This is a genomic window from Yoonia maricola (assembly GCF_002797915.1).
In the GTDB taxonomy this organism is placed as follows: Bacteria; Pseudomonadota; Alphaproteobacteria; order Rhodobacterales; family Rhodobacteraceae; genus Yoonia; species Yoonia maricola.
The window spans coordinates 183,151-196,352 of record NZ_PGTY01000003.1 but is presented as its reverse complement, the minus strand read 5'-3'; the positions used below and the strand labels follow the sequence as shown (position 1 = coordinate 196,352).

14 protein-coding genes are annotated in these 13,202 nt (G+C 58.2%); 6 read left to right on the top strand and 8 right to left on the bottom strand.

Features of this window, described 5'->3' with window-relative positions:
- Positions 1-10 precede the first annotated feature (10 nt).
- Positions 11-1,957 (bottom strand): GumC family protein, encoded by a 1,947-nt coding sequence (locus BC777_RS15225; RefSeq protein ID WP_100369064.1) that lies wholly within the window; start codon positions 1,955-1,957, stop codon positions 11-13.
- 138 nt (positions 1,958-2,095) lie between these two features.
- On the opposite strand from BC777_RS15225, the gene BC777_RS15220 reads away from it, so the two are divergent.
- Genes BC777_RS15220 through BC777_RS15195 form a run of 6 tightly spaced genes read left to right on the top strand, consistent with a single transcriptional unit; the run spans position 2,096 to position 8,047 of the window.
- Positions 2,096-3,358: a lipopolysaccharide biosynthesis protein gene (locus BC777_RS15220; protein ID WP_168769183.1), complete on the top strand. Its 1,263-nt coding sequence runs from the start codon at positions 2,096-2,098 to the stop codon at positions 3,356-3,358.
- A complete protein-coding gene (locus BC777_RS15215; protein ID WP_245834404.1) occupies positions 3,343-4,686 on the top strand; it encodes an oligosaccharide repeat unit polymerase in 1,344 nt (447 codons plus the stop codon). The genes BC777_RS15220 and BC777_RS15215 overlap by 16 nt, the downstream gene beginning before the upstream one ends.
- Entirely contained in the window at positions 4,679-5,248 is a 570-nt protein-coding gene (locus BC777_RS15210; protein WP_100369062.1) for an acyltransferase, read from the top strand. Before BC777_RS15215 ends, BC777_RS15210 begins: the two co-directional genes overlap by 8 nt.
- Positions 5,245-6,381 carry a glycosyltransferase gene (locus tag BC777_RS15205; protein ID WP_100369061.1) on the top strand — a complete coding sequence of 379 codons (1,137 nt, stop codon included), beginning with the start codon at positions 5,245-5,247 and terminating at the stop codon, positions 6,379-6,381. The genes BC777_RS15210 and BC777_RS15205 overlap by 4 nt, the downstream gene beginning before the upstream one ends.
- Positions 6,378-7,295, top strand: a complete 918-nt coding sequence (locus BC777_RS15200) for a glycosyltransferase family 2 protein (protein WP_100369060.1) — start codon at positions 6,378-6,380, stop codon at positions 7,293-7,295. The genes BC777_RS15205 and BC777_RS15200 overlap by 4 nt, the downstream gene beginning before the upstream one ends.
- Positions 7,292-8,047 (top strand): glycosyltransferase family 2 protein, encoded by a 756-nt coding sequence (locus BC777_RS15195; protein ID WP_100369059.1) that lies wholly within the window; start codon positions 7,292-7,294, stop codon positions 8,045-8,047. Before BC777_RS15200 ends, BC777_RS15195 begins: the two co-directional genes overlap by 4 nt.
- On the opposite strand, the gene BC777_RS15190 is transcribed toward BC777_RS15195, so the two are convergent.
- From BC777_RS15190 to BC777_RS15160, 7 genes are all read right to left on the bottom strand, one after another.
- Positions 8,038-8,979 (bottom strand): phosphatidate cytidylyltransferase, encoded by a 942-nt coding sequence (locus BC777_RS15190; RefSeq protein ID WP_100369058.1) that lies wholly within the window; start codon positions 8,977-8,979, stop codon positions 8,038-8,040. The two genes, BC777_RS15195 and BC777_RS15190, sit on opposite strands and share 10 nt — an antisense overlap.
- Positions 8,976-9,617 carry a lysophospholipid acyltransferase family protein gene (locus tag BC777_RS15185; RefSeq protein ID WP_100369057.1) on the bottom strand — a complete coding sequence of 214 codons (642 nt, stop codon included), beginning with the start codon at positions 9,615-9,617 and terminating at the stop codon, positions 8,976-8,978. Before BC777_RS15185 ends, BC777_RS15190 begins: the two co-directional genes overlap by 4 nt.
- An 86-nt stretch (positions 9,618-9,703) precedes the next feature.
- Complete coding sequence (locus tag BC777_RS15180; RefSeq protein ID WP_100369056.1) at positions 9,704-9,982, bottom strand: hypothetical protein; 279 nt, start codon at positions 9,980-9,982, stop codon at positions 9,704-9,706.
- 36 nt (positions 9,983-10,018) lie between these two features.
- Positions 10,019-10,699: a PspA/IM30 family protein gene (locus BC777_RS15175; protein WP_100369055.1), complete on the bottom strand. Its 681-nt coding sequence runs from the start codon at positions 10,697-10,699 to the stop codon at positions 10,019-10,021.
- Positions 10,700-10,797: 98 nt separating this feature from the next.
- The gene (locus BC777_RS15170; protein ID WP_100369054.1) at positions 10,798-11,397 is read right to left on the bottom strand and encodes a TetR/AcrR family transcriptional regulator; all 600 of its coding nucleotides are present in this window, start codon (positions 11,395-11,397) and stop codon (positions 10,798-10,800) included.
- 114 nt (positions 11,398-11,511) lie between these two features.
- The gene (locus BC777_RS15165) at positions 11,512-11,916 is read right to left on the bottom strand and encodes a GNAT family N-acetyltransferase (protein WP_168769182.1); all 405 of its coding nucleotides are present in this window, start codon (positions 11,914-11,916) and stop codon (positions 11,512-11,514) included.
- Positions 11,917-11,941: 25 nt separating this feature from the next.
- Positions 11,942-13,171 carry a mandelate racemase/muconate lactonizing enzyme family protein gene (locus tag BC777_RS15160; protein ID WP_100369052.1) on the bottom strand — a complete coding sequence of 410 codons (1,230 nt, stop codon included), beginning with the start codon at positions 13,169-13,171 and terminating at the stop codon, positions 11,942-11,944.
- Between the last annotated feature and the right edge of the window lie 31 nt (positions 13,172-13,202).

The following is a 13,202-nucleotide window of genomic DNA, read 5'->3' as shown; positions in this document are numbered from 1 at the left end:
GTGGCCCCCATCACACGGGTTGGGCGGTATGCAACAGGCTGACGCAAGGATCACTGGACAGTTTGCGCATCTTGCGTAGATGAACCTTGGACAGGATCAACCCAGTGGCCGGACAACCGACATCTTCCAACGCTTCCAACCCGCGCAGCAGGATATCCCGCGGGGTTTTGGACCAGCCGACAGCATAAAGGATGGCATCAGCATGGCTGGCGAACAGCTTTGCCAGAGGGCCGTGCAAGACAGGTGGCCCATCAATGATGATGTGATCGTAGTGTTCTCTGAGCATGTCCAACCGATCAGCAAGGTCATCGGCGTTCAGTGGTTGGTGCTGGTCTGAAATGCCCGGCATTATTAGAATATCCGCACCCAATGCGCTGCTATGGATCTCTGCCCCTTTCACATCAGCGTTCCCTATCAAGGCCCTGAACTGCCTGTCGTGATCATCCGCACCAAGCACCACGACGTGTTTTCCCGCCTGCGCCAGTGCATGCGCCAAAAACAAAGCATGTGCGGCTTTGCCTTCGGCCCCAATGCTGGATGTCGACAAGATTACTTGTGCGGGTTTTGTCCGAGTGACCAATGCGAGTGCTGTGCTGAGCGCATATGCGGTCTGTGATACCTCTGACTGGGGCGGTAATGGAAAGGCGTTACGCCCTTTGCGTAGCCGCTTCAGCGCGCTGGTCGAGAATTGGGCCAGCACCGGCAGCCCGGTTGCATCGCGCAGGCTGCGCGCATCGACGATGCCTTTGTGTGTTGTGCGCCGGATCACAACCAGCATCACGCCCAGCGTGCCGCCCAGCATTGCTGCAATCATTAGGATCAGCATCTTGCGCGGCCCAATATATGCGCCGCCGGATGCGGGTGCGATCCGTTGCGCGCTCGGCGTGCTTAGCCCTTGTTGCATGCGGTTTTCCTGCAGCCGTTCCAGAAATGTTTGATAAAGCTGGCGCGTTGCATCGGTCTGTAATTGCAGCTGATGCAGCTCCGCCAATCCTGCCGACTGCGCTGCAAGTTGGGTGCTGAGCCGGTCTTTGAGGTCTGCAATCGTGCTGATCTTGTCGCGTATCTGTCCGATCTCCGCCCTGTTGCGTGCTGTGCTGTTATCGGTGGCGTTTTCCAGTGTGGTAAGCGTGTTTTGCGCTGCTATCAGGTCCTGATCTGTGGCCAGCACTTGCGCACTCAACGCGTCCAACCCGCCGTCTTGCTGGAGCTGTGCCGTTGCAACCAAAGCAGCGATTTGCATTTCTTGTGTGTCGAGTTGATCGCGCAATGTCGCGACCTGTGATTGCAGCCAGATCTCAGCCTCGGCTTGTGTCTGGGCTTGCAGGGCTTGCGTCTGCGCAAGATAGAGAGCAGCCGTGGTGTTTGCCAGCAAGGCGGCCTTATCTGGGTCGCTGCTGCGCGCGGAAATTTGCAGAATGTATGTGTCAGGCCGGCGCGTGACCGTCAGTTGGCCGCGCAGGTTCTGGATTGTCTTTTCGTGGATTGCGGCCCTATCAGGTGTTTGTGCTGTCGTCCCTGCCAGAATGTGCCGCGCCTGCGTGCGCAGATTGCGCAAGGAAAGGGGCGATTGCGGTGACAGATATCTGTTCAGTTCAGGATCAGATAAAAGCCCCAGTTCTGCGATGACATCTGTTAACACTGCGTCTGATGTCACCAATGCGATCTTGGTGTTCAATGCGGCCTCATCGCTTTCAGGCTGTTGTGGTGTGCGTCCCGTTGGGTCGCCAGTCGTACCCATTTGCAATGTCGCCATGGCCACATACTGCGGGGTGGCGATGCGGAAGGCATAGTATCCTGCCAAGGTGATCGTTAGCGCCATTGTAAAAAGGATCACCCATTTACCATGCCAGAAAGCGCGTAGTAGGCCCGCAATATCCAACGTGGGGATGTGATCTGCCCCGTTTGCCCAACCGTTCTGCAGGCTCGGTCCGGCCACCTGGTCGTGTTGTCTCATGTCAAACCGCGCCTTGGTTGTTCTGGTCCGTCACCGGCAAGACACCACAAAGGAGTTAACCTTTAATTAATCACAATGAATGAGGACTAAAGCTGGCGTCATCTTTGGTTAATGGCGCACGCAGATGGTTATCGTGTGATGTCGGGATCAAAATTCGCAAATCTGGTAAAGCAAACGGCCGTGCATACGATTGGTTTGCGTACTGCGGTCGTGGCGGTCAACTTTGCTATCATGCTGGGTCTTGCCGGGCTTTTGGGGTTTGAAGCCTTTGGCCGTCTGGCAGCCCTTTGGGGGGCTGCACTGGTGGCTGGGACGGTGCTGTCACTGGGTGGGCCGGTGATCCTGCTGCGTCTGCTGACCGATGGAAAGGGTATGCGCGCCCGTGACATCTGCAAAATTGCGCTGATCTATCCGGCATTTCTTGCGCTGGTCATGTACGGTATCGCCACTGCGCTGTGGCCGCTGTGGCCATGGGCCGCGATCTTCAGCGCTGGGTTCGCGGCCAATGCACTGGCTTGTCTGGCCAGTGCGATGCGCGCGTTGGGAAGCGTGCAGGCATCAATGGCGCTGCGCGACGCTGGCCCGCAGGTTGCGCTGGGGCTGGCAGGTCTTTTCGGGTTTGACGCTGCGGCGGATCTGATTGTCGCAACGGCCGCATTGAGTATGAGCCTGCTGACCTTGGCTGGCCTCTATTGGGTGTGCCGGCACAGGGGCTTTTTTGTCATGCTCACAACGAAGGCGCGTCCTTATTGGAGTATGTCGCTTTGGGCATCGTCTGTTTTGGGGATGGTGGTCGCGCAGATTGATCTGATCATTGGCGGTGCGGTGATTTCCGCTGAACAATTGGGCGTCTATGCCGTTTTACGCCGCGTGGCTAATTTGGTTGCATTGCCTGTGACCGTGGCAACATGGGTCAGTGCGCCATCTGTTTCGGCAGCCCATGGTGCAGATGATACAAAGGCGCTTGCCCGCGCTAGTGCCGATGGCAGCAAGATCGCCATGTTGCCGGGATTGGCGCTGTTTGGTGTTGGCGTGCTGGCAATGCCATTGCTGCCATTGGTGTTGGCACAACATGTCGAGGCTGGGGTACGCATGATCTTTGCAATCCTGTTGCTTGGGGCGTTGGGGCAGGTTGTCTTTGCGTCCAGCTTTACGGTCGCCACCCTGTGTGGCGTGCCACGCTATGCCATGGCTGCGCGACTTGGGATGGTTGTGATGTATCTGCTGTGGTTCGCGTGGTGGGGCCCTGCATTGACGGTGACGATGAATGCCGTGGGTTACATCGGTGCGTTGACCTTGGGCGGTGCTGCCCTGTGGTGGGTCGTCTGGCGTCAGTTGGGCGTGGATACATCTGGCTTTGTCTTACTGCGGACGCGGAGGTGGGTATGGAAAACCTCTTGATTGTTGCATTGGCATTGGTCTGTACGGTCATCCCGTTTTGGATGGGCGGGCGCTATGGCCTGCTGCACCTTGTGTCGCCGATGCATTTTCTGGGCTATTTCTGCGCCTTTGGCTTTCTGGTGAAGGTCGCCGTTTACGGCGGACGACCAGAATATGCATTCTACAGCCGCTATATTGATACGCCGGGTGCCATGCAGATTGGTGCGATTTATCTGGCCGGGTTCATTTTGCTGATGTGTCTGGGCTACCGCTGCGCTGTGCGGCCGTTTGATCCGCCACCTGCCATAAGCGAAGCGCGCATCGTGGCGGGGGGATTGATAGGCCAAGGTTGGCTTTTCGCCGGGGCCTTTGCCGTGGCGGGACTAACTTTTGCGTTGTTGTTGCAGGCTCGCGGGATATCGCTGTTTTCGGCAGATTTGCTGACAGCGTTCAACGCGGACAAGCAGATCAACGTCAACAGCGATGGGGTCGGTGCGACGCTGGCGGGGATCAAGACATTATTTGTCGTGCCCAAGTTTGCCTTTGTCCTGCTGCTGGCCCAAGGTCTGGTGCAGCGCGCGCGGTGGCTTTTGGTCCAAGCCTTTGTGCTGGCGATGCTACTGGTCGGGATTGCGCTGATTTCCGGCGATCGGTTTGAACTGGTGGAGCTGTTGGTTTTTGGCAGCATTACCTATCTGATGCTGGGAGGGCGGATTGGGTGGCGCAGCTTGATCTGCATGACAGCTGCCGCCGGTCTGGTGTTGTGGCTAAGCGCTTATATGACAGCCTTGCGTGGCACCGATGCGGGGTTGCTGCATCAAATTGTCGGATCGACCTATTTTCTGGATATCAATGCGGCGGTCATGGTGACCGATCAAGTGAAACCGGTGTCTTATCTTTGGGGCGAAACCTATGGTTGGTGGACCTTTGGCTGGGTGCCACGGGCGATCTGGGTAGATAAGCCTGCGATTGATCTGGGCGTCTTCCTCAAGCGCGATGTGATGCAGGTGGCGACCGGCGGTGCGTTCAATGTCACGGGTCCGGGCGAAGCGTTCATGAATTTCGGCTGGGCAGGCAGCTTTGTTGGCTTTGCGCTGGGCTGGGTCTATCGCCGCGCCGAAGTGTTGCTTTTGTCGGCCAGATCAGGCCTGCGCCACGGCAGTTTCTATCTTTATCCGCTGACCCTTTATCCTTTTGTCCAAGCCACGCTGCATTCATCCTTCAGCGGTTTCATCGTTGGTGCCGTTGCGCAATTGGTTTTGATCTTTGCGATGATTGCCGTCTTTGTCCCCCGGTATCGCAGCCATCAGATGACGCGTTTCAGATCAACGGAGGTGGCGCATGTTTAAGCTATGGTTCTGGATGATACGCGTTGTCGCGGCCCTATACCGACGCGCAGGTCTGTTGATCGCCACCCGTTTACACCGGGCCAGTCTGGCGCGGGTCGGTGCGGGCACCCGGTTTCAGGCTGGCGTGCGTTTTGACCGCCCTGACCGGGTTGAGATCGGGGCAGACTGCTATTTCTGGCAAGGCGTCGGCGCGTCGGCCGAGGGGGATCATGCGTCGCTCAAGATCGGTGACCGGGTGCAGGTGAACCGTTGCGCGCTGCTTGATACGGTGGGCGGCCTGACACTGGCCGATGATGTGATGGTGTCGGAACATGTCGTTATTTCGACCCATGACCACGGACGTGACCCACGTGCGATACCTGTGCCGGTGCCCAAGACAATAGGTGCCGGTGTCTGGATCGGGATGCGCGCGGTGGTTTTGCCGTCTTGTCGTCATATTGGGGCTGGCGCGGTAATCGGTGCCGGGGCGGTTGTGACCCGCGACGTGCCAGCGGGCGCAATTGTGGCGGGCAACCCCGCACGGGTGATCGGCCAGCGCGACGTCAGCGAGGTTGCGGCATGAAAGTGTTGCATGTGGTGCCGACGTTCTATCCGGCAACCTATTGGGGTGGCCCTATCTGGTCGACCAAGGCGATTTGCGATGGGATTGCTGCGTTGGAGGATGTGGAACTGCGTGTTCTTACGTCTGACGCCGCCGGGCCAGCGATCCATGATCGCGTGGTGCCCGCCAACTTGCCTTACCCGGTGCATTATGCCCGCCGTTTTGCGGGACATTGCATTGCTCCGGGGCTTTTGGCGCATTTGCCCGCTGCGATCGGCTGGGCGGATATAGTGCATGTCACGGGCACCTATAACATGCCGACGCTGCCTGCCTTTGTGTTGGCGCGCGCTTTGGGCAAACCGGTGGTCTGGTCCCCGCGTGGCGCGTTGCAAGCGACCGAGGATTGGGCCGATGCGCCCAATTTGGCGATGAAACGCGGGTTTGAGCATATCGCGCATGTCCTGCGCCCGTGCAATGCGGTGCTGCACGTCACCGCCGCGCAAGAGGCACGCCACAGCCTGCGCAGGCTGGGTGCGATGGCCCATGTGGTTATTCCCAATGCCGTCGATGTACCTGCACATGTGCCAGACCGCAGGCCGGATGGGCGGGTCCATCGCTTGATGTTTCTCAGCCGTTTGCACCCCAAGAAGGGGTTAGAGGCGCTATTTGATGCGATGGCGCATTTGCCTGCTATGTTTACGCTCGACATTTATGGCACCGGGGACGCGTCCTATGTGCGGATGCTTAAGACGCGTGCACGGCTGTCCAATGGACGTATCCGCTTGCATGGCCATGTTGAGGGGGCGGCGAAGGCTGCTGCGTTTGCAAAGGCTGATATTTTTGTGCTGCCCTCACATTCCGAAAATTTCGGCATCGTGGTGGCCGAGGCATTGGCCCATGCCGTGCCGGTTCTGACGACGCAAACGACGCCTTGGCAGGACTTGGACCGATATGCATGTGGGCGCTGCATTGATTTACCCCGCTGCGACTTGGCCGCCGAGATCATGGCCATCGCGGCGGGTGATCTGGCGGATATGGGCCAGCGTGGGCGTGCATGGATGCGCCGCGACTTTTCGACCGCTGCGATGGTGGATGGGTTTGAGGCGCTTTACCGCGGTTTGGTTGCGCGAAAGCGGCAAGAGGCCGCCGCATGACGCAACTGACCGTGATTATTCTGACCTTTGATGAGGCTAAACATATCGCACGCGCAATCGCCTCGGTCCGGGATTTGGCCGATCGCATTTTGGTTGTCGATAGCGGCTCAACTGATGCAACTGTGCGCATTGCATCGGATCTGGGCGCGGAGGTGCTTTACCACCCGTGGACCAATCACGCCGCGCAGTTCAATTGGGCTTTGGACCAGATTGCAGGACAGCCGGGATGGGTTTTGCGGCTGGACGCGGATGAGGTTGTGACAACCGCGCTGGCGGTCGAGATATCGGCGGGACTGCCGGATGTGGCTGGTTGCTATGTCGGGCGCGGCATTAAATTCATGGGTCAACTGGTGCGTCATGGCGGTGTTTTCCCGGTGCCGACCCTGCGCCTGTTTCGCAACGGACGCGCAAGGTGCGAGGCGCGTTGGATGGATGAGCATATCCTGGTGGATGGTCCGACCGCGAATTTGCGGGGCCAAATCATTGATGACAATCGCAATCCACTGGATTGGTGGGTGGCCAAGCACAACGGCTATGCCAGCGGTGAGGTCGTGGATATTTTGAACCGGGAGCATGGGTTTCTGCCCGTCTCGCACGATTTGCCGGGACGCGGTAGTGTGGCTGCAAAACGCTGGATCAAGCTGCATCTTTACAGGCGTCTGCCTGCTGGGCTGCGCGCCGGGGCGTATTTTCTTTATCGCTACATCCTGCGCGGGGGCTTTCGTGATGGTGCGCAGGCGCGGGCGTTTCATGTGCTGCAGGGGTTTTGGTATCGTTACTTGGTGGATGTAAAATTGGCAGAGGTGAAACGCCATATGGCCGCGACAGGTGTTGCGCCAGCGGAGGCAATCCATGCTGTGCTGGACATTGATGTGACCCCACCCCGGCGTGCTTCAAAGAAGGTTGCCGCATGAAGATTTCGGTTGTCACCGCCGTCCTGAATGGCCGAGAGACGCTGCCCGCGATGTTGGGTAGCCTGACGGCCCAAACCTACGCAGATATAGAGCATGTGGTGCAGGATGGCGGCTCTGACGATGGAACCTTGGAGCTTCTTGAGGCGCAGGGGCATCCGGGTATGGTGCTGCAATCGGCGCCCGACAGCGGCCTTTACCATGCGATCAATCAGGGTATCCGCCGTGCGTCCGGTGATGTGATCGGGTTGCTGCATGCGGATGATACGCTTGCTGATCCCGACGTGCTGGCATGGGCGGCAGATGCATTGGCCGACCCCGCAATCGACGGGGTTTACGGTGATCTGCAATATGTGGCCCGTGATGACCCTTCCCGCATTATTCGGGACTGGCGGGCCGGTCCCTATGCTGTCGCCCATCTGAAACGCGGTTGGATGCCGCCGCACCCCACGCTTTATCTACGGCGCGAGGTGTTTGCGCGTTCCGGCCTCTATGACACCAATTACCGGATCGCAGGCGACTATGAGGCGATGTTGCGGTTCCTGACGGCGGGGCAGGTGCGGCTGGGTTATATCCCGCAGGTCATGGTGCGCATGAAAATGGGCGGCGTCAGCAACCGGTCTTTTGCCCATATGATCCGCAAAAGTCGCGAAGACTACCGTGCCATCCGGCGGCATGGTGTTGGGGGCGTAGGCACGTTAGTGGCCAAGAACCTTTCCAAACTACCGCAGTTCATCGGGCGTGATCAGGTGTAGAAATACTTGGTCAGGTGATAGAAAATCGGGGCAGCAAAGATCACGCTGTCGAGTTGATCCACAAAACCACCCTGACCAGGGATCAGGTGCGACCAGTCTTTCACGCCGCGGTCACGCTTGATCGAGGCGACAACCAGACTGCCAAACATACCAACCAATGATGCGGTGCCTGCCATCGCCATAGCCCCGATGACGCCGAAGGGTGTGATCCAGTTCAGCAGCGCACCGACCAGCATCGCGCACCCTACGGCGCACAAAACACCTTCCCATGTCTTGGGTGATAGGCCCGGTGCGATTTTGGTGCGCCCGATCCGGCGGCCAAAGAAGTATTCCAGCAGGTCACCGAACTGCACCACCATCACAAGGAAGGCCACTAGCAGCAGCGACCGGTCGCCGTATCCGGCGATATCAAGGTTCATCAATGCGGGTACGTGGCTGACACAGAACACCGCAATCATCAGCGCCCATTGTGTTTCGGCCACACGCATAAGGAAGCGGTCAGGGTTGCCGCGCAGAGCCGAGACGATCGGCAACAGCAGGAATGCATAGACCGGGATGAAAATGGCATAGAGCCCATCCCAGCCAAGCCCGACAAAGACATATTGCAACGGCAAGACGGCAAAGAATGCGAGCGCCAGTGACAGGTGATCGGCCTGCGCTTTGGTCGTGAGCGTCAAGAATTCGCGTAGTGCAGCGAAGGAGGCAAAGGCGAAAAGTACCATGACGCCGATGCGGCCCATCAGCAGGGCAAAGCCCACAAAGGCAACCATGCCCCACCAGCTTTGGACACGGGTCATGTAAGTATCAAGGACGGGGTTCACGAACCCCGGTTCCTCACGCGCCCGCAAGACTTCACCAAGGAATGTCAGGGCAATCAGGATCCCGAAACTGCCGATCGTCAACAGTAGGATGTCGGTCATCGTATCGGTCATGTCCGCACCTCTGGGCGCTGGGCCAGCAAGGCATCTGAGGCGCGTCTCAGAAAGTCATCTTTGCTTTCGCCCTCGCGCACGTGGATCGGTTCGCCGAAGGTCACCGTGCAGATCAGCGGCAGGGGGATGATTTCGCCCTTGGGCATAATCTCGGTCAGGTTGGCGACCCATGTGGGCACCAGATCAACCTCTGGCCGGGCCACGCCCATGTTATAGAGCCCCGCTTTGAACGGCAGCAGTGGGTCGTCGGTCATGTTACGGTTGCCTTCGGGGAAAATGATCAGCGACGAGCCTTCGTCGAGGGCCGCAATGATCTTGTCCATCGGCTTGTCTTTGACCTCTGGGCGGCGGTCGACCAACACGCAGTTGAAAACCTCGGGCCCGACAAAGGCGCGCACTTTGTTTTTCAGCCAATAGTCCGCCGCGGCGACCGGGCGGACGGTGCGCCGCATCGCGGGGGGCAGGACCGACCAGATCATCGGCATATCGGCGTTACTGGTGTGGTTGGCGAAATAGACGCGCTGGCGCGGAACCGGTTCGATCCCTTTCCAGTCGGCACGCACGGCGGTGATCGCGCGGGCAAAGATACGGATGGATTGCCCAAAAATCCGGGCTGCAAACTGACGCAAGAACTTCATGGGACTGACTTTGACGAAGGGTGGGGCGTTTGAAAAGGGAAAAGCCCCACCCCCGGGGAGAGGGGCAGGGCAATTATATCAGGCTATCAGAGGGGTTCGCCGACATAATCCTCAAGCAGTTTTTCGTTTTTGGCGGCTTCAAGGCGTTGGATGCGATCCTCTGACATACGTTCGTCGAAGCGGTATTTGACGAAGTTCACCAGTGACAGGGTCAGCATCATGACCGAGATGGCCCAGAACCCTTTGGTCGATAGCGGCACATCTGGTGACAGGTACAGCGACAAGGCAAGCATACCGTAGGAAACACCTACACCCAGCAGGTTGACGAACATGATCAGGCCGTTGTCGGAATTCTTATTTAACATTGGATTATCCTTTCAGGAGTAGGGGAGGAGGGGTGATTATTTCTTGGTTGATTTCAGGCGGGCGAGGACATCATCTGCCGTCGACCGTGTCGCGTCGCCAAAGCCTGCGTCGGCCATGCGGTTGGTCAGGCTGTCGCCATCCAGATCGCTGTTGATCTCGGCCAGGATCTCGGTCCGTTCAAACGGGTCGTCTTTGCCAAGAACGCGGTTGATCAGTTCTTCGGCCTCTTCGACACTGCCGTTTTGAACGCCGGTTTTGACCATCTGCACCTGAATATTCTGTTCGCGGCGCACCGCACGGGCCTGAATGGCACCTTGTTTCAGGTCGATGATTCGGCGATGGCCGCTTTCGATGGATGTGCGCAGGCGCATGACCTTATGCTCCAAACGGTCGAGCGTTTCGGTGCGGACTGTCAGTTCGTTTTCCATATTGGCAATCGCGCGAGCGGCCTCTGCCGCCATGTCGTCGCGGTCATTGTCCAGCGCATCCTTGGCGCGTTTGGTCAGGTCGCTGATGCGGGTCTTCAGGGCCGCGTGCTGCTTTTCCTCGGACCGCTGACGCTGGATCAGGCTGGCAAGGGTCGCTTTGGCGGCGCGCAAGCTGTTCTCGCTCTCGCGGATTTTTTGGTCGATCAGCTCGATCGCAAAGGCATCGCGGACCCGGTCTTCAGCGCGGGCGTTCTGACCGTTGATCAGTGTGGCAAGTGTTTTGAACATCGTTGTCTCCGTTTCATTTCAGTGAGTGAACACTGTTCATGAATTAGAGATAGCGAATGCGATTTCATATTACAAGGAAAAAATGAACATTGTTCAAATTATTTCGGATTGCCCGCGAACTGCCTTAAAACAAGGGCGATCATGCGGTCGATATTGTCGGTCGAGACGCCTGCGCTGGCTTCGTCCAGCCCCAAAAGTACAATGCCATGCACCGAAGAGAAGAGCGCGCGGGTTAAAAGCGCCAGTTCTTCGCCGTCCCGATCCGGGAAAATCACCGCCAGCGGATCAGAGATATAGGCAAAGAGCTGTCCCATCTCGGCCAAATACCAATCAGGTGCCGCTTCACCCGGCGCACGTTCCACATCAAACAGTGCGCGCCAGCTGAGGTGGTTGTCAGCTGCAAAGCGGTGATAGGCTTGCGCCATGACGACCAACTGTTCCACCGGGTCTTCGGGCGCGTCGGCAAGGGCTTCAGCCACGTCCGCGCCCAAGCGGTGGAAGGTACGCGCGTTCACCGCCAGCGTTAGGTCAGTCAGATCACCAAAGACGTTGTAGATAGCGCCGACAGCGCATCCAGCTTCCTTGGCCAGATCGCGGGCGCGTAGGGCGCTGAGGCCGGTTTGCGCGATGGTGCGTTCGGCAATGATGATCAAACTGTCGCGTAGTTCCTGCCGCCGGATTTCGGTTTTCGTAGCCATGTCATATCTACCTTGGATGAACGCAGTTCAACCATACGAGAGGAGACCGCTGTTGGAAAGAGGTCAGGAGCGGATGCTACACACGATCCACGAAGGTGCAGCCCGCAGTCCGGACTAGAGCGATTTCTGCATCTCAACCCGATAGTGACCTTCGGGGAAGTCAAACCGCGAAAACTCTGTGTAGCCGTGACGCCGATAGAAACCTTCTGCTTGCCAAGAGTAGGTGTAAAGCATGGCTTTTGTCGCACCGCGATTGCGCGCTTCGTGTTCGATAGCCTCCAGAAGCCCAGATCCCACGCGCTTGCCGCGCAAACTGTCATTGACCCACAATCCGCGCACCTCAAGCGCGCCAAGGTAAACATGACCGCGCCCGCCGGCGATGATGCAGCCCTTGTCACGCAAGACCATGCTGAAGGTCTGCATCTGCCAGCCGCTGTGGTCTTGATTGTACTGCGCAAACCGCGACGCATAATCCGCATATTCATCGGTATCGGGTTCGATGCATTCAAATTCCGTCAATTGATGCGCCCTTATGTCATAAGGTTTATCTCTTCACCGGCGCGCCACCAGCAAAGCTGTTCACATCATGATATCCAATGGGGTCTTCCTGCATTTGCAGATGCAGCCCATCGCCCTCATAGGGATGTGCCCGCGCGAGCTCCTCATCAAAGTCAATCCCTAGGCCGGGCGCTGTTGGGACCGGGATATAGCCATCCTCGACCGTAATACTGCCTTTGATCAGATCATTGTGGAACGGCGTTTCAATCGTTTCGGCCATCAGGATGTTGGGGATCGAGGCCGCCAGTTGAATGTTTGCCGCCCATTCGACGGGCCCTGCATAAAGATGCGGGGCCATTTGCGCGTTATAGACCTCGGCCATCGCCGCGATCTTCTTTGTTTCCCAAATGCCGCCGGATCGTCCCAGTGCAGGTTGCAGAATGGTGGCGGCACCTGACCGCAAAACAGGCGCGAACTCGGCTTTTGTTGTCAGGCGTTCACCGGTGGCGATGGGTATGCTGACAGCGGCTGCAATCTTGGCCATCTCGGCCACGTTGTCTGGTGGGATCGGTTCTTCGTACCAAAGCGGGCTATAGGGTTCGAGCGCCTTGCCCAGCCGGATCGCACCCCCGGTGCTGAATTGGCCATGCGTGCCAAAGAGCAGATCAGTCCGGTCGCCCACTGCCTCGCGGATCGCTTGGCAGAAGGCTGTGGACAGCGAGATATCATGCATCGACGGCATGTGCCCCCCGCGGATGGTGTAAGGCCCCGCGGGGTCGAATTTGACCGCCGTATACCCCTTTTCGACCATATCGAGCGCGACCTCTGCGGCCATATCGGGGCTCGCCCAGAAATCAGGCAGCGGGTGCGAGGGGCGGGGGTAGAGGTAGGTATAGGCGCGGATGCGGTCGTTCATGCGCCCGCCGATCAGGGCATGTACGGGGCGGTTGCGGTCTTTGCCCAAAATGTCCCAGCAGGCCATTTCAAGCCCGGACCATGCGCCGATCACTGTTAGATCAGGGCGTTGGGTGAAGCCCGCGGAATAGATGCGGCGGAACATCAACTCGATGTTCTCGGGGTTTTCGCCGGCCATGTGGCGTTCAAACACGTCGTTGATCACTGCCTTCATCGCCTCGGGGCCGATGGAAGAGGCATAGCATTCGCCGTAGCCCACAACGCCAGTGTCGGTCGTCACTTTTGGGATGATCCAATAGCGCCCGCCCCAGCCGGGGGCAGGCGGAGCAGTGATAATGATATCAAGATCGGCGAGTTTCATGAGGGCTGCCTTTCCAAATCGTAAGGTGGAT